The following is a 23,652-nucleotide window of genomic DNA, read 5'->3' on the forward strand; positions in this document are numbered from 1 at the left end:
CGTCCGTCACGTGGTCACGCCGTCACGACTCCACGCCCACCGTCGCCAGCGCGGCGGTGTCGTCGTCGCGCGGTGCGCGCGGTGGCTCGAAGATGCCGGACCAGAGGCGCGTCGCGCTCCAGAGTGCGATGAGCGCGACCGTGCCGGCAACCGCGGCGAGCCAGGGGACGAGCGGGACCTGTGCCCACGCGCCGGGCGCGACCAGCCAGGTGAGGAAGTTCCCCGCCGTGCTGCCGGCCGCGCCGAGGAGCACGGCCACCCGACGGTCCAGGCTCGTCGCGACCAGCGCTCCCGTCACGACCGCGACGGCGAGGAAGGCGTTGATGATCGTCGTCACCGCACGCCCCCGGACTACTCGGTGGAACCGCTGCCGACCGCGAGCTGCTGCGCCCCGCCACCGGTGGTGACGTCGATCTTCCGGGGCTTCGCGGACTCCTTGACCGGGATCGTGACGCTCAGCACGCCGTTGTCGTAGGCGGCACTGATGCGCGCGGTGTCCAAGTGGTCGCCGAGCGTCAGCTGCCGGACGAACGTGCCCGGCTGGCGCTCGCGGGTCAGCCACTGCGAACCCTCGGGGGCACCGAGCGTGCGCTCGGCGCGGATGGTGAGCACCGAGCCGTCGACGTCCACGTCCACCGATCCGGGGTCGATGCCCGGCAGGTCGACGTCGAGGACGTAGTGGTCGCCGGTCCGGTACAGGTCCATCGGCATCGAGCGGGGAGCACCGGCGCCGGCACCGAGCAGGGAGCCGGCGAGTCGGTCGAGCTCGCGGAACGGGTCGAACTGCATCGTCATCGAGATCAACTCCTTCGTCCTTGTTGAGTCCCTTCGACTCAACTGCGTCATGTTCTAGCACTCTCCCCTCAGGAGTGCCAAGAGAACGCTCGGAGGGCGCTGGGAGCACCGGGTCGCCGACGATCAGTGGTCGCCGCGGTGCGCGATCTCGCGGTGGAGGTGCTCGAGTGCGGGGAGCGCTGCGGCCAGCGCGGCTCGGTCCTCGGGGGGCAGCCGGTCGAGCGCCTCGACGAGCACGGTGGTCGAGGCGTCGTCGTAGGCGGCGAGTCGTTCCTCGGCGAGGGGTGTCAGGCGGAGTTCGGTCCGGCGTCCGTCACCCGCTGCCAGTCGTCGCTCGAGGAGCCCGGCGGTCTCCATCGCCGACACGAGGTTGCTCACCGTCGAGCGAGCCAGTCCGAGCCGGCCGGCGAGGGCAGAGGGCGTGGTCGTGGTCCCCGTCAGGGCCCGCATCACCTCGACCTGGGCGTCGGGCAGGTCCGGCAGGTCGGCGACCTCACGCGACGTGCGGAGGAGGGCGCGTCGGAACGGGCCGATGCGGTCGCTCAGTCTGCGCGCGACCTGCGTCGTGCCGCCCGGTCCGTCCGTACCCTGCACACACGGCAACCTAGCAGCGAGGTTTGTTTGCAACAAAACCAGTTCGGGAGCAAACTCGACGCATGACCACGCAGACCTCCGTCGAGCACCCCGAACCGCCCCAGGACCTCACCGGCATCGTCGGCCACCGGTTCGTCTACACGTACGCCAACGGCTGGCAGTACGAGATGTACGTCAAGAACGCGACGACCATCGACTACCGCATCCACACCGGCCACGTCGGCGGTCGCTGGGTGAAGGACCAGACCGTCGACCTCGTCGCCCTCGCCCCCGGCGTCTACAAGGTGTCCTGGAACGAGCCGACCGGCACCAGCGTCGTCGTCAACGTCGTCCCGGAGCAGCGCGTCCTGCACGGCACGATCTTCTTCCCGCGCTGGATCGAGCTCGACGGGCAGAAGACCGTGCTGTTCCAGAACGACCACCTGGACGACATGCAGCGCTTCCGCGACGAGGGTCCGACCTACCCGATCTACGTCGTGCCGGAGTTCGCGCACATCACGCTGTTCGAGCACGTCGGCGCGGACGACGAGACCGTGATCGACACCGCTCCCGGTGACCTGCCGGCCGGCTGGGCGGACCGGACGAACTGATGTTCGTCGTGCCGCTGCGGGGCGCCGATCCCCGCACCACCCCGACCACGCTCGACCACCACGGTCGGACGGTCCGCGGATGGCAGTGGGAGCCGCAGGACGGTGCGGCCGCGGATGCGCCCGTCGTGCTGCTCGTGCACGGCTTCAGCGACAGTGCGCTCGGCGGGCACCAGCTCTTCGTGCAGACCGCACGACACCTGGTCGCCCGAGGCGCGGTCGTCCGCAGTCACGACCGACTCGGACAGGGCGCCAGTGACGGGGAGTTCGCGGACATCACCATCCGTGACGAGGTGGAACAGGTCGTCACGATGATCCGCGCCGCCGACCGTGGGCAGGGCGTGCACGTCGTCGCGCACAGCCTGGGGGCGGTGGAGTCGGCGCTCGCCGCGGCGCAGGAGCCCTCGCTCGTCCGGACGCTCACGCTGTGGTCGCCCGCCGGCGTCGTCGTGGACGACATCACGGAGCACGACGTGATCCAGGGGCAGCCGCTCGCCCCGGTGCGCGAGCACGGATGGTTCGACTTCGGCGGGATGCCCCTCGGTGGCGCGTTCATCGCCGACGTGCAGGACGACCTCGACGTGTACGGGCCGGTGTCGGGCTACGGCGCACCGGCCGACGTGGTGCACGGCAGCGAGGACGCGATCGTGCCGGTGTCGTACGGTCGCCGGTACGCCGACCTCCTGCCGGGTGCGCGACTCACGGTCGTCGACGGTGCGGACCACGGCTGGTCCTCGGTGCCCTTCCGCGAGCGGCTCCTGGCGCTGCTGGACGAGCGGCTCGGCCTGCGCTGACGCCACCGTCCCGCACGACGCAACGTCGGCGGCAGCTCGCAGCGGTACAGCGCTGCGAGCGACCGCCGACGTTGCGTTCCGCGACCCAGGCCGGACGGAACCGGGTCGAACCTCGCGGGGGTCAGCTCACCTGACCGGAACGGGCTCCCGACCACAGGTCGACGTCGAGCACGCCGACCGAGTGCTCGTCGATGCGGCGCAGCTCGTCGTCCGTGAAGGACAGGTTGCCGAGCGCCGCGACGTTCTGCTCGAGCTGCTCGACGCGCGACGCCCCGATGACGAGCGAGGTCACCCGCTCGTCGCGCAGTGCCCACGCGAGTGCGAGCTGCGCGAGGCTCTGCCCGCGGTCGGATGCGATGTCGTTCAACGCCCGCAGGTGTCCGACGACCTCGTCCGTCAGGGACCCGGCGTCGAGGGACTTCCCGGCGGCGGCGCGCGAGTCCTCCGGCACGCCGTCGAGGTACCGCCCGGTGAGCAGGCCCTGCGCGAGCGCGGTGAAGCCGATGACGCCGAAGCCCAGGTCGCCCGCGGCGTCGAGCAGGCCCTCGTCCTCGATCCAGCGGTTGAGCATCGAGTACGAGGGCTGGTGGATGAGGAGCGGCGTGCCCAGGTCGCGGAGGATCTCGGCGGCCTGTCGGGAGCGCTCCGCGTCGTAGGACGAGATCCCGACGTAGAGCGCCTTGCCCTGCTGGACCGCGGTGTGGAGTGCGCCCATGGTCTCCTCGAGCGGGGTCGAGGCGTCGAGGCGGTGCGAGTAGAAGACGTCGACGTAGTCCAGGCCCATCCGCTCGAGCGACTGGTCGAGCGAGGCGAGCACGTACTTCCGCGAGCCGCCGCCCTGCCCGTACGGCCCGGGCCACATGTCCCAGCCCGCCTTCGTCGAGATCACCATCTCGTCGCGGTAGGGACGGAAGTCCTCGCGCATGAGCCGGCCGAAGTTCACCTCGGCGGCGCCGTAGGGCGGGCCGTAGTTGTTCGCGAGGTCGTGGTGCGTGATGCCGAGGTCGAACGCCCGACGGCTGATCGCCCGCTGCGTCTCGAAGGGCTTGTCGTCGCCGAAGTTGTGCCAGTAGCCCAGCGAGAGCAGTGGCAGGTCGAGGCCGGAGCGGCCGGTCCGGCGGTAGGGCATGGAGTCGTAGCGGTCGTCCGCGGCGATGTAGGACATGGGACCCATCCTGGCCCCGCCCCGTCGAGTGCCGCGCGAACCGTACAGAACGCGAAAGGTTCGTTGCACTGATCGTTCGCGTCGTGAAACAGTTCACTCGTCCGACCAGGACGGCAACGACGCAGGAAGGCGGGATCAGTCATGCACAGCACGTACTCCGGGATGCCGCGCACCACACGGATGTCCGCGACCCACACACGGGTCGGCCTGACCGACCCCGCCGTGATCGACGCCTGGGTGTCCCGGCGCATCCAGGACCCGTCGCTCCTGTCGACGCGCAGCGAACCGTCGTACGCTGACTTCTTCACGGCGCCCACCGCGTAGCCACCCGCTCCGACCGGATCCGCCCGACAGAGAGACCCCACCAGCCGATGCCCCTGACCGTCGTCCGCCGTGAGCACGTCCACCTCTACGCCAGGGAGCCGCGGTCGAAGGCCGCGAAGGTCGCCGTCGACGCGCTCCTGCGTCTGCAGCACGTCGAGGAGCAGCAGCTGGAGCAGGCCCGCACCGAGAGCGGCCTGACGAAGAACGAGTTCCTGACGGTGCGGTACATGCTGCAGGCGCACCGGGACGGTCGGGCGATGGGCCCGAAGGACCTCGCCGTCATGCTCAACGTCTCGAACGCGTCGGTCACGAAGATCGTCGACGGGCTCGCGGCGAAGGGCGACATCGTCCGCGTCCCGCACCCCACCGACCGACGGGCGCAGGTGCTCGAGCCGACGGTGCAGGCCGCCGAGAAGATCGACTCGTCGTACGCCCGGTTCCACGAGGCCGTGGTCGGCGTGATGGACCACCTGTCGAGCGAGGACAACGAGGTGCTCGCGCGCTGCCTGTCGCAGATCACCGACGCCCTCGCCGTCGGGACCCCGACACCCGTCGACGAGTACACGGTCGACCCCGACGGCGCTGCGGAGCCGAACGACTCCTAGCGGCGACCGCAGGGTGGCGCGAAAACCTTCCAGCGGTAAGTTGGGGGGATGACGCACGAGGTCGACGACGACGGCGCGACCCCGCCCCGACGCGGCGGGTACCGCAAGGGCGCCGAACGCCGTGCGCAGATCCTCGACGAGATGATCCGCATGGTCGCGGCGCAGGGCGTCGACGCGTCGTCGCTCCGCTCGGTCGCCGACGCGCTCGGGATCACCCACGCGGCGCTCCGGCACTACTTCCCGAGCCGCGACGAACTGCTGCTCGCCGTCTACCGCGAGCACGAGGTGCGTGAGCAGGACGCCCCGGACCGCCTGCGGTCCGCGATCGGCGACATGCGCGAGAGCGCGTCGCGGAACCGCGCGGTCCCCGGGCTCGTGCAGCTCTACACGACGCTCGCGGCCGACGCCGTGCAGGAGGGGCACCCCGCCACGCGCGACTTCATGCGCGAGCGCTTCACCCGGCTCCGCGCCGACCTCGCCGAGCTGATCGCCGCGGACCAGGCCGCCGGACGGATCCGGGCCGACCTGGACCCGGTCGACCTCGCCAGCCTCGGCATCGCCGCGTCCGACGGCCTGCAGGTGCAGTGGCTGCTCGACCCGGAGGCGGTCGACGGCGAGCGGGTGCTCCGCCTGCTCGAGTCGATCATCCCCGCCGCGGACGACTGAGGCGGCTCCGCGCGACCGGACCCGTCGCCGGTGCGCCACCAGTGACGGACGGGAGGCGCGTGGCGGTGCCGCCACGCGCCTCCCGTCCGTCGGTCGCCCCGTTCAGGACGCCGGCGCACCGTCCGCGATGTTCGCCGTGATCGCGTCGACGTACGCCGCGCGTTCCTCGCGGCTGTGGGGGCGACCCGGCACACCGGGCCGTTCCTCCCACGGGCGCGGGCCGGACTCGTGCCGGTACGCGACGCCGAGCGCGTCGAGCCTGGCGAGGTGGTGCGTCAACCGCTGCCGGAACTCCTCGACGTCGCGCGGGCGGGCGACGTCCGCCGACCAGAGCGCCTCGGACAGGGCGACCACGCGCGGGAACAGCTGGTAGTCGAGTCGGCCGACGGTGTCGACGTGCTCGGTCCACATGTTCGCCTGCCCGCCGATGACGTGTGCCCGCTCCGCCTCGGTGAGCTCCGCGGGCACCGGGTCGAAGGCGTACACGTCGTCGACGGTGAGCACGATCGACACCGGGATCGGCTCGTTCGGCAGGTCGCTCTGCCGGTAGTCGAGGTAGACCTGGTCGTCCGGTGTCGAGATGACGTCGTGCCCACGCCGTGCGGCGGTGATCGCACCCTGCAACCCGCGCCACGAGACGACGGTCGCCGACGGGGACAGCGTGCCGCCCTCGAGGATCTCGTCCCACCCGAACGCCCGGCGTCCGTGCGACTCGAGGTGCGCCGCGAGCTGCCCGACGATCCAGGCCTGCAGCTGCTCCTCGTCCGCGAGGCCGAGCTCCCGGATGCGCTCCTGGGTGCGGGGATCGTCCTCCCACTGGTCCTTCGGGCACTCGTCGCCGCCGAGGCCGATGTACTCGGAGGGGAAGAGCGCGACGACCTCGTCGAGCACGTCCGTGAAGAACCGCACCGTGCTGTCCTCGGCGTTCATCACGTCGTGCGCGATGCCCCACTCGGTCCACACGTCGAGCTGCCGCTCCGGGTGCACGCCGAGCTCCGGGTACGCGGCCAGCGCGGCGCGGACGTGTCCGGGGGTCTCGATCTCCGGCACGACCGTGACGAACCGGTCGGCCGCGTAGGCCACGATCTCGCGGATGTCGTCCTGGGTGTAGGAGCCGCCGTGCGGGCGTCCGTCCTTCCCCGCGACCCGGAGGGTGCCGTCCGCGTCCGGCACGTGTGCGCCGACCTGCGACTCGGTGCGCCACGACCCGACCTCGGTGAGCCGCGGGTACTTCGTGATCTCGATGCGCCAGCCCTGGTCCTCGGTCAGGTGGAAGTGCAGGCGGTTGAGCCGGTGCACGGCGAGCTGGTCGACGAGGCGCAGGACCTCCGCCTTCGTGCGGAAGTGCCGGGCGACGTCGAGCATCACGCCGCGCCAGGCGAAGGCCGGGGCGTCCTCGACGACCGTCACCGGGAGCGTCCACCCCTCGGTGCGCACCTGGCCGCGGCGGTACACGTCGGCGGGGAGCAGCTGGAGGAGTGCCTGGACGCCGTAGAAGACGCCGGCGGGGCCACCGCCGGTGACGACGACGCCCTCGGTGGTGACCTCCAGCCGGAAGGCCTCCGAGCGGTCACCGCCGGGGCCCTCCGGCAGGTCACTCGGATCGGCGGCGATCCGGAGGGCGACCAGGGGGACGTCGGTCGCGCCGGCGGCGCCGAACAGGGGGAGACGGGTGGAGGCGCGCAGGACCTGCTGCAGGTACTGCGCGACCGGCTCGGCCGCGGGGTCGGCGGTGACGCGGGTCCGCTCGTCGAGGGTGAACGAGCCGGCGCCGTCGACGCGGGAGCGGGGGCGGGGGATGAGCATGCGGTGCTGTCCTTCCGGGGTGGTCGGGGACGGATCGGGTTGGTCAGAGGCGGAACGGGTTCGTGCGGGTGACGGCGAGCAGGTACCAGGCCGTCGCACCGGTGTGCAGGCTCGAGTGGTAGAGGTCGCCGAACCCGGTGTCGAGTCCGTCGGACGACGCCGAGACGATGCCCTTCCCGTCGCCGTTCGCCTGCGTGCGCTGCGCGAGCTGGACGCTGTCGAGGACCGAGGCGGACCGGGTGCGGTCCGTTCGCGCGCCCCGCGCCTCCAGGGCGAGCGCCAGCTGACCGGACCCCTCGAACCAGACCTTGCTGACGTCCGTGTCCGAGAAGGACGGGCCGGTGTACGGACCGTCGTGGGCGATGAGGTGGTCGAGCACCCAGGTGACCGATGCGGAGTACCGGCGATCGAGCGTGGCGAGGTACGCCCAGACCTGCACGTCCTCGGGGATCGGCGTGCGGTTGATCGTCGTGCCGTCCGGGTCGGTGCCGGTCCAGAGGTGCCCGTCGGTCCGGTCCTGCATCGCGCGGACGAAGGTCTCCGCCAGGGTCGCTCGTCGGGACCAGGTGCGGTCGCCGGTGAGCCGGGCGAGCTGGGTGAAGAACGCCGTCACGTCGATGTTGTGCTCGGTCGACTTGTAGGTGATCGGCTGGTCGTCGGCGTTCCGTCCGCCCGTGTACCCGGCGGGCTGCCGTACGTCGTCGCGGGCGTTCGTCTCGATCCAGGCGCCGAGCCGGAGCGCGCCGTCGAGGAACCGACGTTCCCGGGTGACCACGAACAGGCGGCAGAACGCCATGCCGACCCACGACTGGTTCCCCGTGTAGGCGGCGGGGGAACCGATGTCGATCGGACGCGGGGGCGTCGCGACGGGGAAGGTGTCGGGTTGGTACGAGGCCCGGGTCCGACCGTCGCCGATCGGGTCCGCAGCCTGCAGCGCCAGCAGGGTGTCCCCGAGCACCGTGGCCCGCTGGACGTCGCGGTGCCGGCCCCGGCCGAGCCAGGCCAGCACCATGAGGGCATCGTCGTAGGCGAACGACGACACGAACTCGGTGGGCAGCGACGCGAAGTACCCGCCGAAGTAGCTGCGGGGGAGGCGGAGCTCCGTGCCGGAGCCGTACTCGTCCATGCGGAGGTCGAGGTACTCGTAGGCGAGGTCGCGGGAACGGCCGCGCGACACCGGACCGGCCGGGGGTCGAGCACCCCCGCGCGGTACGGCCGGCGGCGTCGCGGCGGCGATGCCCGGGGCGCCGAGCGTGACCGCGGCGGACGCGACGGTCGCCGCGGCGCCGAGCACGATCCCTCGGCGCGTCAGCGTGCCGCTCGCTCGGGGGCTGTCGTGGTCGGAGGGACGGGATGTTCCGGTCATGGTGTGCTCACTTCCGCTGCGTCGGGACGCGATCGGTGGGTTCGAGGCTTCGGTGGTGCGGGCGGCCGGTCGACCGCGGTCAGGCGGTCGAGACGGCTGGCTCGACCGCGGTCAGGCGGTCGAGACGGCCGGCGCGGGCGCGAGGAACGCGGCCCCGAGTGCGGCGAGCGGACGGTCGACGGGGGCGATGTGGACCCTGGACGACAGGTCGAGCGAGGCGGCGAAGGGGGACGTGCGCGCGGCGCCGTCGAAGCCGGCGCGCACGCGGGCGAGCAGGCGTTCGCCGAGGGTGGCGAGCCCACCGCCGACGACGACCGACTCGACGTCGGCCGTGACGACGAGGATGCGCACGGCCGATGCGAGGCCCGAGACGAAGCGGTCGCGGACGGCGACGGCAGCGGGATCACCCGCGTCGGCCGAGTCGAACAGGGCCGTCGCTGCGGAGCTGCCGTGGCCCGGCCACGCGACTGCCAGGGCGGACCCCGATGCGAGGGTCTCGAGGCAGCCGCGCTGACCGCACACGCAGGGCTGCCCGTCCGGCACGACCGGGATGTGCCCGACCTCGCCGGCGTTGCCCCGTGCTCCGCGCCACAGGCGCCGGTCGACGACGAGTCCGGCGGCGAGTCCCGTCCCGATGTTCAGGTACGCGTGCGGCCCGTCGAGCTGCATCGCCTGCGCGGCACCGAGCGCGGCGACGTTCACGTCGTTCTCGACCTGGACCGCCGCGCCCGTCGCAGCGGCCACCAGCGGACCGAGTGCGACCTCCGAGAGCCCGAGGTTGACAGCGTGTCGCACCCAGCCGGTCTCGTGGTCGACCAGACCGGGGACACCGATGCCGATCGTGTCCGCGGTCGAGCGCGTCCGGACCTCGAGCGATCGGACGACGGCGAGCGTCTCGGCCACCACCGCGTCGGGCCCGAAGCCGGTCGGGACCCGGACCCGATCGACCACGTCGCCCGCCGGTGAGACGGCGACGGCGTCGATCTTCGTCCCGCCGATGTCGAGGCCGATCCTCATGGTGCTCCCGTCCTGGGGGTGCGCGGCCTCGTCAGCGAGGACGCGGCGTCAAGGCTGCGCATGCGGGTTAGTAAACACGCCTAACTCGACGCTGGCAAGAGCGTGTCGAGCAGTGTTTCCGCGAGATCACGGGGCTGTTACGGCTTCAGATCGGTGCTTGACATCGGATTAGGAACGGTCCTTTACTAAGGCAACCACTCGGAGGGAGGAACCCCATTGGTGAACGACACGGATGCTCCGGCACCCTTCGCGGCGCAGGTACGGCGTCAACGGAGCAAGGCCCTGCCGCAGCACAGCCGGGCGCTCAACCGCTCCCTGATCCTGCAGACGCTCTTCACCGACGGCGCGATGAGCCGAGCGGACCTCTCCCGGCACTCGGGGCTCACCCGGCCGACCGTCTCCGGTCTGGTCGCCGAACTCGAGGCCGATGCCCTCGTCACCGAACTCGGGCCCCGCGAGGACCTGCGCGTCGGGAAGCCCGCGACCCTGATCAACCTGAACGTCGACGCCTTCCACATCGTCGTCGTGGACCTCTCCGTCCCCGACCACTTCGTCGGGGCGGTCACGAACCTGCGTGGCGACGTCGTCGACAGCGCGAAGATCGAGGTCGACGGTGCCGTCGGGGACCAGGCCCTCAACCGCATCATCCGACTCGTCGAGCGCCTGGCGGCGACGACGTCGCGTCGCCTGCTCGGGATCGCCGTCGGGTGCCCCGGCGTCATCGACGAGACGGGCACGGTCCTCGACTCGGTCGCACTCGGGGGCGGCTTGCCCCTGCAGCGGCAGCTCGCCGAGCACTTCCGGCTCCCGGTGCACGTCCTCAACGACGCGAACGTCGCGGCGCTCGGCGTCCACGCCTTCGAGGTCGACCCGACCCGGGACGTGCTCGTCGTCGCGCTCGAGCACGGCGTGGGGACGGGGATGGTGCTCGGCGGACGACTCGTGCTCGGTGAGCGCTACGCGGCAGGTGAGATCGGCCACCTGACGATCGACGAGGACGGCGAGCCGTGCCCCTGCGGGCGCCGTGGGTGCCTCGAGGTGATCATCGGGGCCGACCACCTGGCTCGGCGGCTCGACGCTGCCCCCGTCGCCGACCGTGCCGGCCTCCTCCGGTCTGCGGGGGACACCCTCGGCCGGGTGCTCGCTCCGATCGTCAGTGCTGTGAACATCACCGAGATCGTCGTCACCGGGCCCGCCGACCTCGTCGAGGGTCCCCTCGTGCAAGCCGTGCACGACACCGTCTCGGCCCGCACGCTCGCGAGCGTGGGTGACGACCTCGCCGTGACGGCCACGTCCACCAACAGCGACCTGATCCTCCGGGGCGGGGCAGCGTTCCTGCTCGCCGCGGAGCTCGGGGTCAGCTGATCCGACACAGCAGAACGACCACCAAGGAGAAGCAATGCGTACGAAGAAGTTCGCGGCAGCAGCTGCCGTGGCCCTGACCGTCGCCCTCGGGGTGACCGCGTGCTCCAGCGCCGGCAACACCGGTGCTGGTGGCAGCGGTGGCACCAAGGAGATCGGGGACGTCAAGGGGGACGGCAAGACGCTGACCGTGTGGGCGATGACCGGGGACTACTCCGACAAGACCATCGCCGCGATCAACGACCAGTTCGAGAAGGAGACCGGCGCGAAGGTCAAGGTGCAGATCCAGCAGTGGGACGGCATCACGACCAAGGTCTCGACCGCGCTGGCCACGAACACGCCGCCGGACGTCCTCGACCTCGGCAACACGCAGGTCGCGAGCTACGCAGCGAACGGCGCGTTGCTGGACCTCACCCCGTACGAGTCGGACCTGGCACAGGGGCAGACCTGGCTCGACGGCCTGTCCGACCCGGCCACGGTGGAGGGCTCGCTCTACGGCGTCCCCGGTTTCGCCGGCGCCCGATCGGTCATCTACAACAAGCAGATGTGGAAGGACGCCGGCATCACGGAGGTCCCGACCACCTACGAGGAACTGACGGCCGACCTCGACAAGGTCAAGGCAGCGAACACCGCGAAGGACTTCTCCGCCTTCTACATGCCCGGTCAGTACTGGTACGCCGGGATGCAGTTCGTCTGGGACGCGGGCGGTGACATCGCGACCGAGGACGGCGGGACGTGGAAGGCCGGGTTCGGCGACGCGAAGGCGCAGCAGGGCCTCGAGGACTTCCGGGCGTTCGCGAACGCGTACTCGACGAAGGCCTCGGCCACCCTCAACACCGACAGCCCGGACATGAACCAGGTCTTCGCGGACGGCAAGACATCGGCCATCCTCAGCACCAGCGGCACGCTCGGGCTCATCGAGCAGGCGAACCCGGAGATGACGGCGGACACGATGGGCACCTTCCCGTTCCCGGGGAAGTCCGGGAAGACACAGCCGGTCATGCTCGGTGGATCGGACTGGGGCATCGCAGCGAAGTCCGGCAACACCGACCTGGCGCTCAAGTGGGTCGAGATCGCGTCGAGCCCGGACGTCCAGAGCAAGTACGTCTACGGCGACAACGGCTGGATCCCGAACAGCACCGAGGGCATCAAGGCCGCCGACTCCAGCCTGAGCGAGATCAACAAGGCCTTCTTCACCGCCGCGTTGAACTCGAAGGCGACCCCGGCCAACGCCCGGTGGGCCGACCTCGAGGGTGACCAGAGCATCAACACCCTGTTCTCGAGCATCGTCTCCGGTTCGAAGACGCCGGAGGAAGCCGCGGCGACCTTCGACAAGGCCGCCGACGACGTCCTGAACAAGCAGTAGGACGACCCACCAGAACGGTGCGGGTGCCGTCGTCACGCGACGGCTCCCGCACCGCCCGCCCCGACCGGAAAGGCCAGACGTGACCGCCTCAGCCACCCGCCCGAGCACGGAGCGCCGCAGCCGCCCCGACCGCTCGCCCGGGGATCGTCCCGGCGGCGCTCCGCAGCGCCGGGCAACCCGCTCGTTCGCCCCCCTCTGGCTCCTGACCCCAGCAGGGCTCGTGCTCGTCTTCGTGACGGTCGCCCCCATCGTCTTCCTGGTCTTCACGTCGTTCACCGACTACGACCAGCGCTCGCTCTTCACCGGTGCGTACGACGCCGTCGGGCTGGCGCAGTACGGGCAGATCCTCTCCGACCCGGCCTTCTGGGCATCGCTCGTCCGCACCGTGCTGTTCACGGCGGCGATGGTCCTCGGGAGCATCCTGATCGGCGCGGGCGTCTCGCACCTGATGACCCGGCTGGGCGTGGTGCTCCGCTACGCCGTCACGATCGTCCTGATCTGTGCGTGGGGCATGCCGAACGTGGCGTCCTCGCTCGTGTGGAACTGGCTCTTCCAGCCGGGCTACGGGGTCGTGAACTGGGCGCTCACGCAGCTCCGGGTCTTCGGTGACATGACCGACACCGACTGGGGCAACAGCGCCGGCCTGGCGTACACGTCCATCTGGATGCTCGTCGTCTGGCAGGCGGTGCCCTTCATCGCGCTCACCCTGTACGCCGCCGAGACGCAGATCCCGATCGAGGTGAAGGAGGCCGTCCGGCTCGACGGCGGCTCCGAGTGGACGGTGTACCGCGTCGTCACGATCGAGTACCTCCGACCGACCCTGCTCCTCGTCACGATGCTCTCGATCATCTGGGACTTCAACGTCTTCAACCAGATCTGGCTCGTCTCGCAGGGCGGTCCGGACGGTGCGACGTCCACCCTCGGTGTCTTCACCTACGTCACCGCATTCGTCGGGCACGACATCGGGACCGGCTCGGCGGTCGCCGTGATCGCGGCGCTGATCCTCATGGCGCTCAGTGCCCTCTACATCCGGAACCTCGTCCGATCGGGAGAAGAGCTGTGACCACCGCGATGCCGACGGGCGTCCCCGTCCGAGCCGACGTCCCCGAAGCCGTCCCCACCCCCGAGGGCGTCGCGGCGACGAGACGCATCCGCCGTCGCCGGCGCCCCGTGCGCTGGATCAGCAGCTCCATCGCGATCGTGTTCTGCGTCGTCTGGATCTTCCCGGTCTACTGGATGATCAACACGGCCTTCAAGCCCCGCTCCGAGGCCCTGACCAGCACCCCGCTCTTCGCTCCGGCTCACCCCACGCTCGACAACTTCGTGACGGCCTTCACCCGAGCGGACTTCCTGGTCTACCTGGGCAACTCGACCATCGTCGTGGCAGGGGCCGTCGTGCTCTCGCTGGCCCTGGGCATCCTGGCGTCGGCGGCACTCTCGCGGTTCCGGTTCCGTGGCCGTCGCACGATCCTCGTCACGATCCTGCTCGTCCAGATGCTGCCGGGGACCGCACTGCTCATCCCGCAGTTCCTCATCTTCAACCAGGTCGGCCTCACCGGTACCTACGCGGGGCTGATCCTGGCCTACGTGGCTGCGGTGCTGCCGTTCTCGATCTGGGTCATGCGCGGCTTCTTCCTCGCGATCCCGATGGAGGTCGAGGAGGCAGCGCGCATCGACGGTGCCAGTACGTGGCAGGTCCTGACGAAGGTGCTCTTCCCCCTGGTGATGCCGGGCATGATCGCGACGAGCGTCTTCGCGTTCATCGCCGCGTGGAACGACTACATCGTCGCGTACACGTTCATGCAGGACCAGGCGCACTACACGCTGCCCGTGTGGCTCGCGTCGTTCACCACCCAGACGACCGGCACCGACTTCACCGGTCAGATGGCCGCGTCCGTGCTGTTCTCGCTGCCGGTCGTGGTGTTCTTCATGATCATCCAGCGCAACCTGGTCTCGGGGATGTCGGCGGGAGCGGTGAAGGGCTGACTCGACGGACGGGAGGCACGGTGCGGGTCCGCACCGTGCCTCCCGTCCGTGCGCGTCAGGTGCGCGGCGCCGGGTCGGGTTCCCCGAGCAGCCGGGTCGTCCAGTCGGCGAGGGCCGCGACCGCGGACCGCGAGACCGCCGCTCCCGGCACCATGCTCGTGAAGCCGTGGAACGCGCCCGGCCACACGTGCAGCTCGGCGTCGACCCCGGCGGCCCACAGCGCGCTCGCGAACGCCACGGTCTCGTCGCGGAAGACCTCGGCGCTGCCGCAGTCGACGTAGGTGCGGGGGAGTCCGGACAGGTCCTCGGCGCGCGCCGGTGCCGCGTACGGGGAGACGTCGTCGGTGCCCCGGCGCTCGCCGAGGTACGCGCCCCAGCTGAAGTGCATCGCCTGGCGGTCGGCCACGCCGACGCCGTCGATCTGCCGGGTCGACACGGAGGCGTCGCGGTCGTCGAGCATCGGGGAGACCAGGACCTGCGCGAGGACCTCGGGGCCGCTGCGGTCCCGGGCCAGCAGGACGGTCCCCGCGGCGAGGCCCCCGCCGGCGCTCTGGCCGGCGACGACGATGCGCGCCGGGTCGATGCCGAGCTCGTCGGCGTGCTCCGCGACCCAGACGAGTCCGGCGTAGCAGTCCTCGACCGGGGTCGGGTCGGGGTGCTCCGGAGCGAGACGGTAGTCCACGCTGACCAGCACGACGTCGTGGTCGAGCAGCCAGTCGTCGTACGAGTCGAGGTTGCCGAGGTGGTGGCCCATCACCATGCCCCCGCCGTGGATCGTGTAGACGCCCGTGGTCGGGCCGGTCCGGCCGGCACGCTGGATGACCGCGAGGTCGATCGGGTCACCGCCGTGTCCGGGGACGGTGATGCGCCGCCGCTCGAGCCCGCGGGCGCGCAGGCGGTCGTCGAGCTCCTGCTCGGTGATCTCGAGCGCACGCATCCGGGGCAGGGCCGCGGCGTCGATGGTGAACGGTCCACGGGCCTCGAGCGCGGTGAGGAAGACGGCGAGCTCGGGGTCGAAGTGCGGTCGGGGCGAGGTGGTGTCAGGCACGGGAGGGCTCCTGGTGGTGGTCGGCGGAAGTGGACGAGGAAGAGGAAGAGGACGGCATCGGCGGGGTCGGGGTCGGTTCCGGCGTGCCGACGGCGCGTCGCGCGCGGAGCACCCCGACGGCGACGAGCAGCGCCGCGATCACGGTGATCACGGCCCCGGCGACCTGCAGCGCACCGACGACGGCGGCAGCGTGCGCTGCCGTGGTCCGGGCGACGGTCACGCTGCCGGGGACGAGCGCGGCGAGCACCGTCCCGGTCGCAGCGATCCCCACCGCCGTGGCGAGTTCGCTCGCGGTGTCGACGAGTGCCGCCCCGATCGACGTGCGGTCCGTCGGGAGCCCGGACAGGACGCTGGCCCCGGCGACCGCTCCGACCACACGCATCCCGGCCGCGACGAGCACGAGGGCGACCGCGACCGCCGGGTACCCGGTGCGCCCGGACAGGGTGAACACGGCGAGCCCGACGACGACGGCCGTGGCGCTCGTCCACGCGGCCCGATCGAGCCCGACCCGCCGGACGACGGGCCCGACGAAGCGGCCGCTCGCGAGGAGCACCACGACCTGGGGCAGGGTGCCGAGCGCGGCGAGGGCCGGCGGCCACCCCCACGCAGCCTGCAGCTGCAGGGTCACCGCGTAGGACAGCCCGGCGGTGGCGAGCCCGGCGGCGGCCTTGTACGCCAGACCGCTCGCGACGAGGGGCCGTGCCACCAGGGTGAGGTCGAGCAGCGGGTGCGGGGCCGTCCGCTCCCGCACGACGAAGCCCGCGACGGCGGCGACGGTGGCGGTCGCCGCGGCCCAGGTCGGCCAGCCGGTGGTGGACACGGCGAGCGTCGGGGTCACCAGGACGCCGACGACGGCGGCCGTGCCGAGCACGGCGCCGACGAGGTCGAGCGGGTGCCGGTGCAGGTCCGCCGGCCGATCGGCCCCGATCCCGGAGCGGATGCCGACGAGCGCGACGAGGGCGATCGGCACGTTCGCCACCAGGAGCACCTGCCACGGCGCCACCGTGAGCACGAAGCCGCCGACCGTCGGGCCGACCGCCAGCCCGACGAGCCCGGCGGTCGACACCACGGTCAGCGCCCGGACGCGCAGGTCGTCGGCGGAGAAGAGCCGGAAGGTCAGGGCCATCGAGCCGGGCGTGGTCATCGCGGCGGCGAGGCCCGTGAGGACCCGGACGACGACGAGCTGCTCCACGCTGGTCACCAGGACGGTCGCGGCGCTCGCCGCGGCGAGCAGCACCAGCCCGACGAGCATCGTGCGGCGGCGGCCGAACCGGTCGGCGACCGCCCCGAACAGGAGCATGAGCCCGCCGAATGCGACCGAGTACGCGCTCGAGACCCACTGGAGCGAGGCGGTGGACGCGGCGAGGTCCCGACCGATCGTCGGCAGGGCGACGGTGAGGACCGAGTTGTCGAGCATCTCGAAGAGGAACACGGCGGACAGCCCGGACAGGGCGATCCACGTGTCACGGAGACGGGCGGGTGGGGTGTGTGCAGACACGGGTGCACTCCTTCGATGAAGAAGTGGCGACTCCCGTGAGACGCGTGCACGCTCCCGGCCGGTGAGCGGCGCGGGATTTTTTCCCTCTGCGAGGAACAGTAGCCGATCAGCGGCACGTGCAGAAGAGCGGCTGGGGACCTGCCGGGCGGCTCAGTGCAACGAGTCGCTCACCCGTAGCCCTCGTCGTACAGCCGCCACCCGTCCTCGGTGTGGCGGAAGCAGAACTGCCACCCCCGCAGGGTCCCGGGGTCGGCGCCGCTCATGTTCGTCTCGGTGACGTCGACGGGGATGCACTCCTCGGCGCCCCCGCCTCGCTCGTCGGCCGGGATCCACTCGACGGCGCCGACGTTCCGGTGGACGAGCAGGTCCGGGTGCTCGTCGAACCAGGACGTCGGCTGCCGCTGCCCGCACCACGCGTGATCGGGTGACGACGGCGCGTGCGCAGCCGTGAGGGCTTCGGTCACCGCGCAGTCGTGGCCCTCGGCGGCGCGGAGGTAGACGCGGAGGACCTGCTCCGACGAGGCGCTCGCCGGAGGGAGGCGTCGCGCGGTCTCGACCCGCTGGACCACCGCAGCCGTCCCGGTCACCGCGAGCACGGCACCGACCGCGACGGCAGTGGCCGCGATCCGACGTCGCCGTGTCCAGCCACTCGTCGTACGCGTGTTGTCTCCTCTGTCGGCGATCGGATCCCGTCTCACGTGCGACTGTCGCACGCACCGCGTCCAGCGGCATCATCCCTCGAGACGAAGCCGGGTGGCCGAGCGACCGGCAGGCGGGGCGGCCTCCTTGCATGCAGCAGATATACCACTGTTCCACATTCGAGAGGTCCGGCACTACGGTCGACCCACCGGGATGTCCAGATCCTGGTGCACACCTCGAGAGATAGAGACGATCATGCAGAATTTCCGTACCCGATCGGCCGGTGTCGCGTTGGCTGGGGCACTCATCGCAGCCGGCCTCGTGAACGCTCCCGCTGCGAACGCAATTGCCCGTTCATCAACGGACGTGTCCCAGAGCATCGACGGCACGGCGCCGGATGCCGTCACGATGGAAACCGTTCATCGAGCCATCGAGGAAGCCCGGTCCGCAGGAGCGATCACTGCGGAGCACACCGCAGCTGACGGTACGACGACCGTCGTCATCGAGGGGGAAGGTGGGACGACGCTCGAACTGAACACCGGCGGCTCGGACGCCCGCTTGGGTACGGGGTCGGACCGCTACGGCATGTACGTCGCGTTCAACGCGTTCGATCAGAACCTCATCATCAGTGGCGCGCTGTCCGCGATCGCGTCCGGCATGTGCGCGCTCGGCCCCGCGGTGTGTGCCGTTGCGCAGGTGGCAGCGCTCCTCGCGAGCAATGCCATCGGCAGCGGTGGTGGCATCCGCTGCGGTACGAAGTCGCTACGCGTCTACCCGGTTTCGCACCACGCACCCCGATGTGCCTGAGTGCAGAGCTGTGCTGAAGATCCTGACGAACGTCTGGTTCGCAGTCGCCGTCGCGGTCGGCCTGCTGGTGGCCGGCTCTGCGTACTTCGCCAGCACGGTGGACACACCGGGTCAGTGGACGGGCGCGCTGGTCAACGCGGTCGCCGTCGGGGCGAGCGGGATGTACGTCGGGACGATGATCCGTCGTCGTCGCCGCCGGAACGCCAGGCGCTGAACGCGACGGACGGGAGGCGCGGTGCCAGCTGGCACCGCGCCTCCCGTCCGTCACGTGGCTGGCTAGGCGTTCGCGCCCTCCGCCAGCACCGCAGCAGCCGGGTCGAAGTCCTCCGGCAGCGGCTCCGGCTTCGTGATGCGCGAGGTGATCTCGACGGCCTGGCCGGAATCGGCGGCGTCCCGGATGCCGAGCATGACGTCGAGCGCGTGGGACGCGACGGCACCGGAGGCGCGCTCCGGGCGGCCCTCGGCGATCGCGCGTGCCATTTCGACGACGCCCGTGCCGCGACCCCAGGTCGAGCCCTTGTGCTCGAGGGTCGTCGGTTCGTCCTTGCCGAGCGTCCACAGCGTGCTGTCACCGTCGAAGACGTTCGGGTCCGGCAGCACGATCGTGCCCTCGGAGCCGTTGATCTCGACGAAGCCGTTGCGGGGCAGGGCGTGCTGGAACGACAGGGTCGTCTGGGCGGACTGCCCGTCGGCGAACGAGATGAGCGCGGCGTGGTGCGTGGGCACCTCGACCGCGAACTCGGTGCCGGCGCGGGGGCCGGAGCCGATCACGCGGGTCTCGCGGGACTTCGACGACACGGCCTGCACGCGCGAGGCCGAGCCGAACGCGTGGAGCAGGGTCGTCACGTAGTACGGGCCGATGTCGAACAGCGGACCGGCGCCCTCGGCGTAGAGGAACTCGGGGTCCGGGTGCCACTGGTCCGGGCCGGGCACGTGGAACATCGTCGTCGCGGTGAGCGGCGTGCCGATGTCACCGCGGGCGATGGCGCGGATCGCGGTCTGGATGCCGGCACCGAGCACGGTGTCGGGGGCGGTCGCGTACCGGACGCCGGCGGCCGATGCGGCGGCCAGGAGCGCCTGGGCGTCCTCGGCGGTGGTGGCGACCGGCTTCTCGCTCCAGGTGTGCTTGCCGGCGGCGATGATCTGCTGGCCGACCTTCGCGTGCTCGGCCGGGATCGTGATGTTGACGACGATCGAGATGTCGTCGCGGGCGAGGAGCTCCTCGACCGTGCCCGACGACGGCACGCCGTACTTCTCGGCCTGCGATGCCGCGCGCTCGAGGATGAGGTCGGCGACCATCAGGACCTCGACGTCGGCGAACTGCGTCAGGTTGGTCAGGTACTGGTCCGAGATGTTGCCGGCACCGATGATGCCGACTCCGACGCGGCTCACTTGTCGTTGCCCTTCAGCCACTCGAGCGACTCGGCGATGCCCTGGAAGACGTCGCCCGAGTACGCGTCGAACTCGACGACGCGGATGGCCTGCGGCGCGGCGGCGAGGATGCCCCGCACGTCGACGTCGCCCTGGCCGGCCGGGGTCTGGTTCTCGAAGGCGCGCTGCAGTGCCTCGGGCACGACGAGGGCGCTCTCGGACGAGGGCAGCGCGGTGAGGATGTCACCGTCGACCTTGCCGTCCTTGACGTGGATGGCGACGACGCGGTCGCCGAGCGACTGCAGGACGGCCGGGGCGTCGGCGCCGCCGACGGTCGCCCAGAAGGTGTCGACCTCGAGGACGGTCTCCGGCGAGAGCTGCGACACGAAGAGCTCGTAGACGGTCTTGCCGTCGACCTTGTTCGTGAACTCCCACTGGTGGTTGTGGTACCCGAACTTCAGGCCGCGCGCGGTGGCCTCGGCGGTGAGCTCGTTGACGCGCTCGGCGATCTTCGCGACGTCGTCGGCGGTCTGCCAGCGGTCGGTCGGGATGAACGGGTCGATGACGGTCTGGATGCCGAGGCGCTCCGCGGCGTCCCAGATCGGCGCGGTGTCCTCGGCGTCGATCACGGCGACATGGCCGGACGGAGCCTTCAGGCCCGTGGCGGCGAAGGCCTTCTCGAGGTCGGCGGCGCGCTCGACGAACGCGTACGGCTCGACGTTCTCGTAGCCGATCTCGCGCACCCGGGCGATGGCCTTGTCGAGGTCTTCGGCGATGGCGTCGCGCAGCGAGTACAGCTGCACAGAGGTGGTGGGCATGGCAGAGGGCTCCTTCGGTCCTGTCAGGTTGTCGGGGCCCGTCGAGGATCGATGCTCCCCGGCGAGATCGAGACCGACGCTACCCCAAAAACCACCCGCTGTGTAGTTTTTGTCGCGCGTCGTCGGTTGCGCACTCGCGCGCCGTCTGGACGACACGTGTCGATCACGCCTCGGGCGATGTATGCTCGCCGACGGAAAACCTTGCAGTACAAGGTTTCCGATCGACTCAAGGAGGCGTCATGAGCACACCCGAACCCGGCAGCCCCGCACTGCTGGACCCGGAAGCGGGCATCACCCAGCCCGTCAGCACCGTCAAGGTGGGGATCGGCTACCAGGTCGCCCTGTTCCTCGGACAGTTCGGCCTGTTCGTGGCGCTCATGGCCCCGGTCTACGTCAGCATGCAGATCAAGGCACAGGCCCTGGTCGGCGACGACGCGGCGAACGTCATCGGCTCCGTGCTGCCGATCGGCGCGTTCGGTGCGCTCATCATGAACCCGCTGGCCGGCGCGCTGTCCGACCGGACCCGCACGCGCTGGGGCCGCCGACGCCCGTGGCTGCTCGGCGGTGTCGTCGTCTTCGCGATCGCGCTCGCCTGGATCGCCTACGCGCCCGACGTCCTCAACCTGACGCTCGGCTGGCTGCTCGCGCAGCTCGCCGCGAACGCCACGCTCGCCACCCTGCTCGCGAGCTTCGCCGACAACGTGCCGCAGCTCCAACGCGGCCGGGCGTCGAGCATCATCGCCCTGGCGCAGAACATCGCGGTGCTCGCCGGCACCTACCTGTCGGTGTTCTTCGTCGCGAACCTGCCGGTGCTGTTCATCGCTCCCGGCATCCTGGCGATCGTCCTGGTCGTCGTGTACGCCCTGGTCGCCCGTGACGACCTGCCCACCTACAAGCTCAAGCCGTTCACCTGGATCAACCTCATCTCGTCGTTCTGGACGAACCCGATCAAGAACCCCGACTTCGCGTTCGCGTGGTGGTCGCGCTTCCTGATCATCCTGGCGACGTTCATGTTCACGACGTACCGCCTGCTCTACATGCAGGAGCACCTCGGGATCGCGGACCTGAAGGAGGCCACCGAGGCGGTCGCGTTCGGCGTGCTCCTCTACACGCTCGCCCTGCTCGTCAGCGCAGCACTCTCCGGCTGGGCGTCGGACCGCATCGGCCGCCGCAAGGTCTTCGTCGGCGGATCGACGGCGCTGTTCGCGGTCGGCCTGGTGATCCTCGCCCACGCCGACACCGTGACGGGCTTCTACGTCGCCGAGGTCGTCATGGGCTTCGCCTACGGCATCTACTCGGCCATCGACACGGCCCTGGTCGTGGACGTCCTGCCGAACGCCGACCGCCCGGGCAAGGACCTCGGTGTGATCAACATCGCGAACGCGCTGCCGCAGTCGCTCGCACCCGCGATCTCGCTCTTCTTCCTGAAGATCGGCAGCAGCCACCCGGACAACTACGAGCTCATGTGCTGGGCCGCGGGGGTCGTCGCTCTGCTGGGCGCCCTGGTGGTCATCCCGATCAAGCGGGTCCGCTGACGCCCGTCGCACTGACGGACTGAAGGCGCGGTGCCAGCTGGCACCGCGCCTCCGGTCCGTTCGTCTGGCGTCCGCCGTCCGTCCGCAGGTCGCGTCGTTACCGTGGGTCGGTGCGCTCCACCGACACCCGTTCCTTCGACTCCCCGGCCGGCACGATCGAGGCGGTCGTCGACGGCGACGTGACCCGCGCCCTCGGGATCCCCTACGCGCAGGCCGAGCGCTTCGCGCCGCCGTCGCCGCAACCGCCGTTCAGCGGGCCGTTCCGCGCGGACACCCCGGCGCCCGTCCCACCGCAGCCGAGCGCGCAGTTCGTCGACCAGCTCCTGCCGTCGATGGACCACCTGCAGGTCGACGAGCACTGCCAGCGACTCAGCATCACGGTGCCCTCGGACGTCCGACCCGACGAGCTCCTGCCCGTGGTGGTCTGGGTGCACGGCGGGTCCTACGTGCTCGGCGGCGGTGACCTGCCGATCCACGACGCCCACGACCTGGTGACCGAGCAGCGCGTGGTCGTCGTCACGGTGACCTACCGGCTCGGGGTGCTCGGGTTCCTCGGTGACGGCGAGACGGTGCCGGCCAACCTCGGACTGCTCGACCTGGTCGAGGCGTTCCGGTGGGTGCAGCGGAACATCGCGGCGTTCGGCGGGGACCCCGACTCCGTCACCGCGTCCGGGCAGTCCGCCGGAGCCGACGCGATCGCGCACCTCATGATCAGCGAGGGCGCCCGCGGCCTGTTCCGCCGCGCGATCGTGCAGAGCGCGCCGCTCGGGCTCTCGCGCGGGCGGGCGCGGATGAACCGGGCGATGGTCCGGGCCGTCGGGTCGGTCGCGGCGGACACGTCGCTCGACGAGGTGCTCGAGCGGCAGGCCCTCGCGACGAAGGCCGGTGGCCGGTACGGCCTGGCCGGCGGCATGCCGTTCGGCACGCAGTACGGGTTCGCACCGTTGCCCGCCGAGCGCGACACCGACCGGGCCTGGCGGTCGGTCGCACCGGAGGTCGACGTGCTCATCGGGTCCGGCTCGGACGAGGCGGGCATGTACGTGCCGCTCGTCCCGGGGCTCCGGACGGCCGCGCGGTCCCGCCTGGTCCGACCCCTGCTGCGCTGGCTGCTCGTGCGGCCCCTGTCCGAGGTGATCTACGGCCGCGATGCGCGGCGCTTCGCCGATCGTCACCGGGCCGCCGGTGGACGGGCGACGGTCTACCGGTTGCTGCGGCACCCGTCCGTGGCGCCGGTCGGTGCGGTGCACATGAGCGACCTGCCGCTGCTGCTCGGCGGTCGCTCGGCGTGGGTGGGCAGTCGCTTCGTGCCGGAGCGGGACTGGCCGGAGGTCGAACGGCGCGGGCGGGCGTTCCGGGCGGTCTGGGCGGAGTTCGCGCGGACCGGACGGGTGACGGCGGCGGACGACGAGACGCTGGTGTTCGACCGGGGGTGACCTCCACCGGGCCCGTACCGGCTGCACCGCGAGGGGCCGGGGCACTCGGCCCCGACCCCTGCGACGGTGT

25 protein-coding genes are annotated in these 23,652 nt (G+C 71.2%); 13 read left to right on the forward strand and 12 right to left on the reverse strand.

Annotated elements, in window-relative coordinates; genetic code table 11:
- Positions 1 to 22: 22 nt before the first annotated feature.
- The 3 genes from ACH0A8_RS04190 to ACH0A8_RS04200 form a co-directional block, all read right to left on the reverse strand.
- Positions 23 to 337: a hypothetical protein gene (locus ACH0A8_RS04190; RefSeq protein ID WP_066651202.1), complete on the reverse strand. Its 315-nt coding sequence runs from the start codon at positions 335 to 337 to the stop codon at positions 23 to 25.
- A gap of 14 nt (positions 338 to 351) precedes the next feature.
- Positions 352 to 795, reverse strand: a complete 444-nt coding sequence (locus tag ACH0A8_RS04195; RefSeq protein WP_066651206.1) for an Hsp20/alpha crystallin family protein — start codon at positions 793 to 795, stop codon at positions 352 to 354.
- Positions 796 to 918: 123 nt separating this feature from the next.
- Positions 919 to 1,389: a MarR family winged helix-turn-helix transcriptional regulator gene (locus ACH0A8_RS04200; RefSeq protein WP_081984511.1), complete on the reverse strand. Its 471-nt coding sequence runs from the start codon at positions 1,387 to 1,389 to the stop codon at positions 919 to 921.
- A 62-nt stretch (positions 1,390 to 1,451) separates the two neighbouring features.
- On the opposite strand from ACH0A8_RS04200, the gene ACH0A8_RS04205 reads away from it, so the two are divergent.
- Together ACH0A8_RS04205 and ACH0A8_RS04210 are read left to right on the forward strand one after the other, a co-directional pair.
- A complete protein-coding gene (locus ACH0A8_RS04205; RefSeq protein WP_209684726.1) occupies positions 1,452 to 1,979 on the forward strand; it encodes a phenolic acid decarboxylase in 528 nt (175 codons plus the stop codon).
- Positions 1,979 to 2,770, forward strand: coding sequence for an alpha/beta hydrolase (locus ACH0A8_RS04210; RefSeq protein ID WP_406906613.1), 792 nt, complete (start codon positions 1,979 to 1,981; stop codon positions 2,768 to 2,770). Before ACH0A8_RS04205 ends, ACH0A8_RS04210 begins: the two co-directional genes overlap by 1 nt.
- Positions 2,771 to 2,891: 121 nt before the next feature.
- On the opposite strand, the gene mgrA is transcribed toward ACH0A8_RS04210, so the two are convergent.
- Positions 2,892 to 3,935, reverse strand: a complete 1,044-nt coding sequence (gene mgrA / locus ACH0A8_RS04215; protein ID WP_066651210.1) for an L-glyceraldehyde 3-phosphate reductase — start codon at positions 3,933 to 3,935, stop codon at positions 2,892 to 2,894.
- A 141-nt stretch (positions 3,936 to 4,076) separates the two neighbouring features.
- Between mgrA and ACH0A8_RS04220 the strand changes: the two genes are divergently transcribed.
- Genes ACH0A8_RS04220 through ACH0A8_RS04230 form a run of 3 tightly spaced genes read left to right on the forward strand, consistent with a single transcriptional unit; the run spans position 4,077 to position 5,530 of the window.
- The gene (locus ACH0A8_RS04220) at positions 4,077 to 4,259 is read left to right on the forward strand and encodes a hypothetical protein (protein WP_066651213.1); all 183 of its coding nucleotides are present in this window, start codon (positions 4,077 to 4,079) and stop codon (positions 4,257 to 4,259) included.
- Positions 4,260 to 4,306: 47 nt separating this feature from the next.
- Positions 4,307 to 4,864, forward strand: coding sequence for a MarR family winged helix-turn-helix transcriptional regulator (locus ACH0A8_RS04225; RefSeq protein WP_066651217.1), 558 nt, complete (start codon positions 4,307 to 4,309; stop codon positions 4,862 to 4,864).
- A 48-nt stretch (positions 4,865 to 4,912) separates the two neighbouring features.
- Complete coding sequence (locus ACH0A8_RS04230) at positions 4,913 to 5,530, forward strand: TetR/AcrR family transcriptional regulator (RefSeq protein WP_066651220.1); 618 nt, start codon at positions 4,913 to 4,915, stop codon at positions 5,528 to 5,530.
- A gap of 102 nt (positions 5,531 to 5,632) precedes the next feature.
- On the opposite strand, the gene ACH0A8_RS04235 is transcribed toward ACH0A8_RS04230, so the two are convergent.
- From ACH0A8_RS04235 to ACH0A8_RS04245, 3 genes are all read right to left on the reverse strand, one after another.
- Entirely contained in the window at positions 5,633 to 7,336 is a 1,704-nt protein-coding gene (locus ACH0A8_RS04235) for a beta-N-acetylhexosaminidase (RefSeq protein WP_066651222.1), read from the reverse strand.
- Positions 7,337 to 7,379: 43 nt separating this feature from the next.
- Positions 7,380 to 8,702: a hypothetical protein gene (locus ACH0A8_RS04240; protein WP_406906617.1), complete on the reverse strand. Its 1,323-nt coding sequence runs from the start codon at positions 8,700 to 8,702 to the stop codon at positions 7,380 to 7,382.
- 111 nt (positions 8,703 to 8,813) lie between these two features.
- Complete coding sequence (locus ACH0A8_RS04245) at positions 8,814 to 9,719, reverse strand: ROK family protein (RefSeq protein WP_251161094.1); 906 nt, start codon at positions 9,717 to 9,719, stop codon at positions 8,814 to 8,816.
- Positions 9,720 to 9,938: 219 nt separating this feature from the next.
- Between ACH0A8_RS04245 and ACH0A8_RS04250 the strand changes: the two genes are divergently transcribed.
- The 4 genes from ACH0A8_RS04250 to ACH0A8_RS04265 all read left to right on the forward strand — a co-directional run bounded on the left by ACH0A8_RS04250 (position 9,939) and on the right by ACH0A8_RS04265 (position 14,433).
- Complete coding sequence (locus ACH0A8_RS04250; protein WP_406906619.1) at positions 9,939 to 11,084, forward strand: ROK family protein; 1,146 nt, start codon at positions 9,939 to 9,941, stop codon at positions 11,082 to 11,084.
- A 34-nt stretch (positions 11,085 to 11,118) separates the two neighbouring features.
- Positions 11,119 to 12,447 carry a sugar ABC transporter substrate-binding protein gene (locus tag ACH0A8_RS04255; protein ID WP_066651228.1) on the forward strand — a complete coding sequence of 443 codons (1,329 nt, stop codon included), beginning with the start codon at positions 11,119 to 11,121 and terminating at the stop codon, positions 12,445 to 12,447.
- Positions 12,448 to 12,526: 79 nt separating this feature from the next.
- The gene (locus ACH0A8_RS04260) at positions 12,527 to 13,510 is read left to right on the forward strand and encodes a carbohydrate ABC transporter permease (protein ID WP_406906622.1); all 984 of its coding nucleotides are present in this window, start codon (positions 12,527 to 12,529) and stop codon (positions 13,508 to 13,510) included.
- Positions 13,507 to 14,433, forward strand: a complete 927-nt coding sequence (locus tag ACH0A8_RS04265; protein ID WP_311205689.1) for a carbohydrate ABC transporter permease — start codon at positions 13,507 to 13,509, stop codon at positions 14,431 to 14,433. Before ACH0A8_RS04260 ends, ACH0A8_RS04265 begins: the two co-directional genes overlap by 4 nt.
- Positions 14,434 to 14,488: 55 nt before the next feature.
- On the opposite strand, the gene ACH0A8_RS04270 is transcribed toward ACH0A8_RS04265, so the two are convergent.
- The 3 genes from ACH0A8_RS04270 to ACH0A8_RS04280 form a co-directional block, all read right to left on the reverse strand.
- Positions 14,489 to 15,481: an alpha/beta hydrolase gene (locus ACH0A8_RS04270; RefSeq protein WP_251154375.1), complete on the reverse strand. Its 993-nt coding sequence runs from the start codon at positions 15,479 to 15,481 to the stop codon at positions 14,489 to 14,491.
- Positions 15,474 to 16,979: an MFS transporter gene (locus tag ACH0A8_RS04275; RefSeq protein WP_308301812.1), complete on the reverse strand. Its 1,506-nt coding sequence runs from the start codon at positions 16,977 to 16,979 to the stop codon at positions 15,474 to 15,476. The genes ACH0A8_RS04270 and ACH0A8_RS04275 overlap by 8 nt, the downstream gene beginning before the upstream one ends.
- A gap of 167 nt (positions 16,980 to 17,146) precedes the next feature.
- Complete coding sequence (locus ACH0A8_RS04280) at positions 17,147 to 17,566, reverse strand: hypothetical protein (protein WP_251154374.1); 420 nt, start codon at positions 17,564 to 17,566, stop codon at positions 17,147 to 17,149.
- A 307-nt stretch (positions 17,567 to 17,873) separates the two neighbouring features.
- Between ACH0A8_RS04280 and ACH0A8_RS04285 the strand changes: the two genes are divergently transcribed.
- Both ACH0A8_RS04285 and ACH0A8_RS04290 read left to right on the forward strand, forming a co-directional pair.
- Complete coding sequence (locus ACH0A8_RS04285) at positions 17,874 to 18,425, forward strand: hypothetical protein (protein WP_251154373.1); 552 nt, start codon at positions 17,874 to 17,876, stop codon at positions 18,423 to 18,425.
- A 10-nt stretch (positions 18,426 to 18,435) separates the two neighbouring features.
- Positions 18,436 to 18,639 carry a hypothetical protein gene (locus ACH0A8_RS04290; RefSeq protein ID WP_251154372.1) on the forward strand — a complete coding sequence of 68 codons (204 nt, stop codon included), beginning with the start codon at positions 18,436 to 18,438 and terminating at the stop codon, positions 18,637 to 18,639.
- Positions 18,640 to 18,701: 62 nt separating this feature from the next.
- Here the strand turns inward: ACH0A8_RS04290 and ACH0A8_RS04295 are convergent, their stop codons facing one another.
- A complete protein-coding gene (locus tag ACH0A8_RS04295; protein ID WP_251154371.1) occupies positions 18,702 to 19,817 on the reverse strand; it encodes a Gfo/Idh/MocA family protein in 1,116 nt (371 codons plus the stop codon).
- Positions 19,814 to 20,614 carry a sugar phosphate isomerase/epimerase gene (locus tag ACH0A8_RS04300; RefSeq protein WP_209684703.1) on the reverse strand — a complete coding sequence of 267 codons (801 nt, stop codon included), beginning with the start codon at positions 20,612 to 20,614 and terminating at the stop codon, positions 19,814 to 19,816. Before ACH0A8_RS04300 ends, ACH0A8_RS04295 begins: the two co-directional genes overlap by 4 nt.
- Before the next feature lie 239 nt (positions 20,615 to 20,853).
- Between ACH0A8_RS04300 and ACH0A8_RS04305 the strand changes: the two genes are divergently transcribed.
- Entirely contained in the window at positions 20,854 to 22,149 is a 1,296-nt protein-coding gene (locus ACH0A8_RS04305) for an MFS transporter (protein ID WP_251154370.1), read from the forward strand.
- Between the two features lie 110 nt (positions 22,150 to 22,259).
- A complete protein-coding gene (locus tag ACH0A8_RS04310; protein ID WP_406906626.1) occupies positions 22,260 to 23,582 on the forward strand; it encodes a carboxylesterase family protein in 1,323 nt (440 codons plus the stop codon).
- Positions 23,583 to 23,652: the final 70 nt, after the last annotated feature.

It is taken from the genome of Curtobacterium sp. 179-B 9B NHS (genome assembly GCF_045370965.1).
Taxonomy (GTDB): Bacteria; Actinomycetota; Actinomycetes; order Actinomycetales; family Microbacteriaceae; genus Curtobacterium.

Bases quoted from the DNA above. Each gene is read 5' to 3' on its own strand.
- ACH0A8_RS04195 (WP_066651206.1), bottom strand. From the start codon at position 795: ATGACGATGCAGTTCGACCCGTTCCGCGAGCTCGACCGACTCGCCGGC.
- ACH0A8_RS04205 (WP_209684726.1), top strand. From the start codon at position 1,452: ATGACCACGCAGACCTCCGTCGAGCACCCCGAACCGCCCCAGGACCTC.
- ACH0A8_RS04210 (WP_406906613.1), top strand. From the start codon at position 1,979: ATGTTCGTCGTGCCGCTGCGGGGCGCCGATCCCCGCACCACCCCGACC.
- mgrA (WP_066651210.1), bottom strand. From the start codon at position 3,935: ATGTCCTACATCGCCGCGGACGACCGCTACGACTCCATGCCCTACCGC.
- ACH0A8_RS04220 (WP_066651213.1), top strand. From the start codon at position 4,077: ATGCACAGCACGTACTCCGGGATGCCGCGCACCACACGGATGTCCGCG.
- ACH0A8_RS04225 (WP_066651217.1), top strand. From the start codon at position 4,307: ATGCCCCTGACCGTCGTCCGCCGTGAGCACGTCCACCTCTACGCCAGG.
- ACH0A8_RS04230 (WP_066651220.1), top strand. From the start codon at position 4,913: ATGACGCACGAGGTCGACGACGACGGCGCGACCCCGCCCCGACGCGGC.
- ACH0A8_RS04235 (WP_066651222.1), bottom strand. From the start codon at position 7,336: ATGCTCATCCCCCGCCCCCGCTCCCGCGTCGACGGCGCCGGCTCGTTC.
- ACH0A8_RS04240 (WP_406906617.1), bottom strand. From the start codon at position 8,702: ATGACCGGAACATCCCGTCCCTCCGACCACGACAGCCCCCGAGCGAGC.
- ACH0A8_RS04245 (WP_251161094.1), bottom strand. From the start codon at position 9,719: ATGAGGATCGGCCTCGACATCGGCGGGACGAAGATCGACGCCGTCGCC.
- ACH0A8_RS04255 (WP_066651228.1), top strand. From the start codon at position 11,119: ATGCGTACGAAGAAGTTCGCGGCAGCAGCTGCCGTGGCCCTGACCGTC.
- ACH0A8_RS04285 (WP_251154373.1), top strand. From the start codon at position 17,874: ATGCAGAATTTCCGTACCCGATCGGCCGGTGTCGCGTTGGCTGGGGCA.
- ACH0A8_RS04300 (WP_209684703.1), bottom strand. From the start codon at position 20,614: ATGCCCACCACCTCTGTGCAGCTGTACTCGCTGCGCGACGCCATCGCC.
- ACH0A8_RS04305 (WP_251154370.1), top strand. From the start codon at position 20,854: ATGAGCACACCCGAACCCGGCAGCCCCGCACTGCTGGACCCGGAAGCG.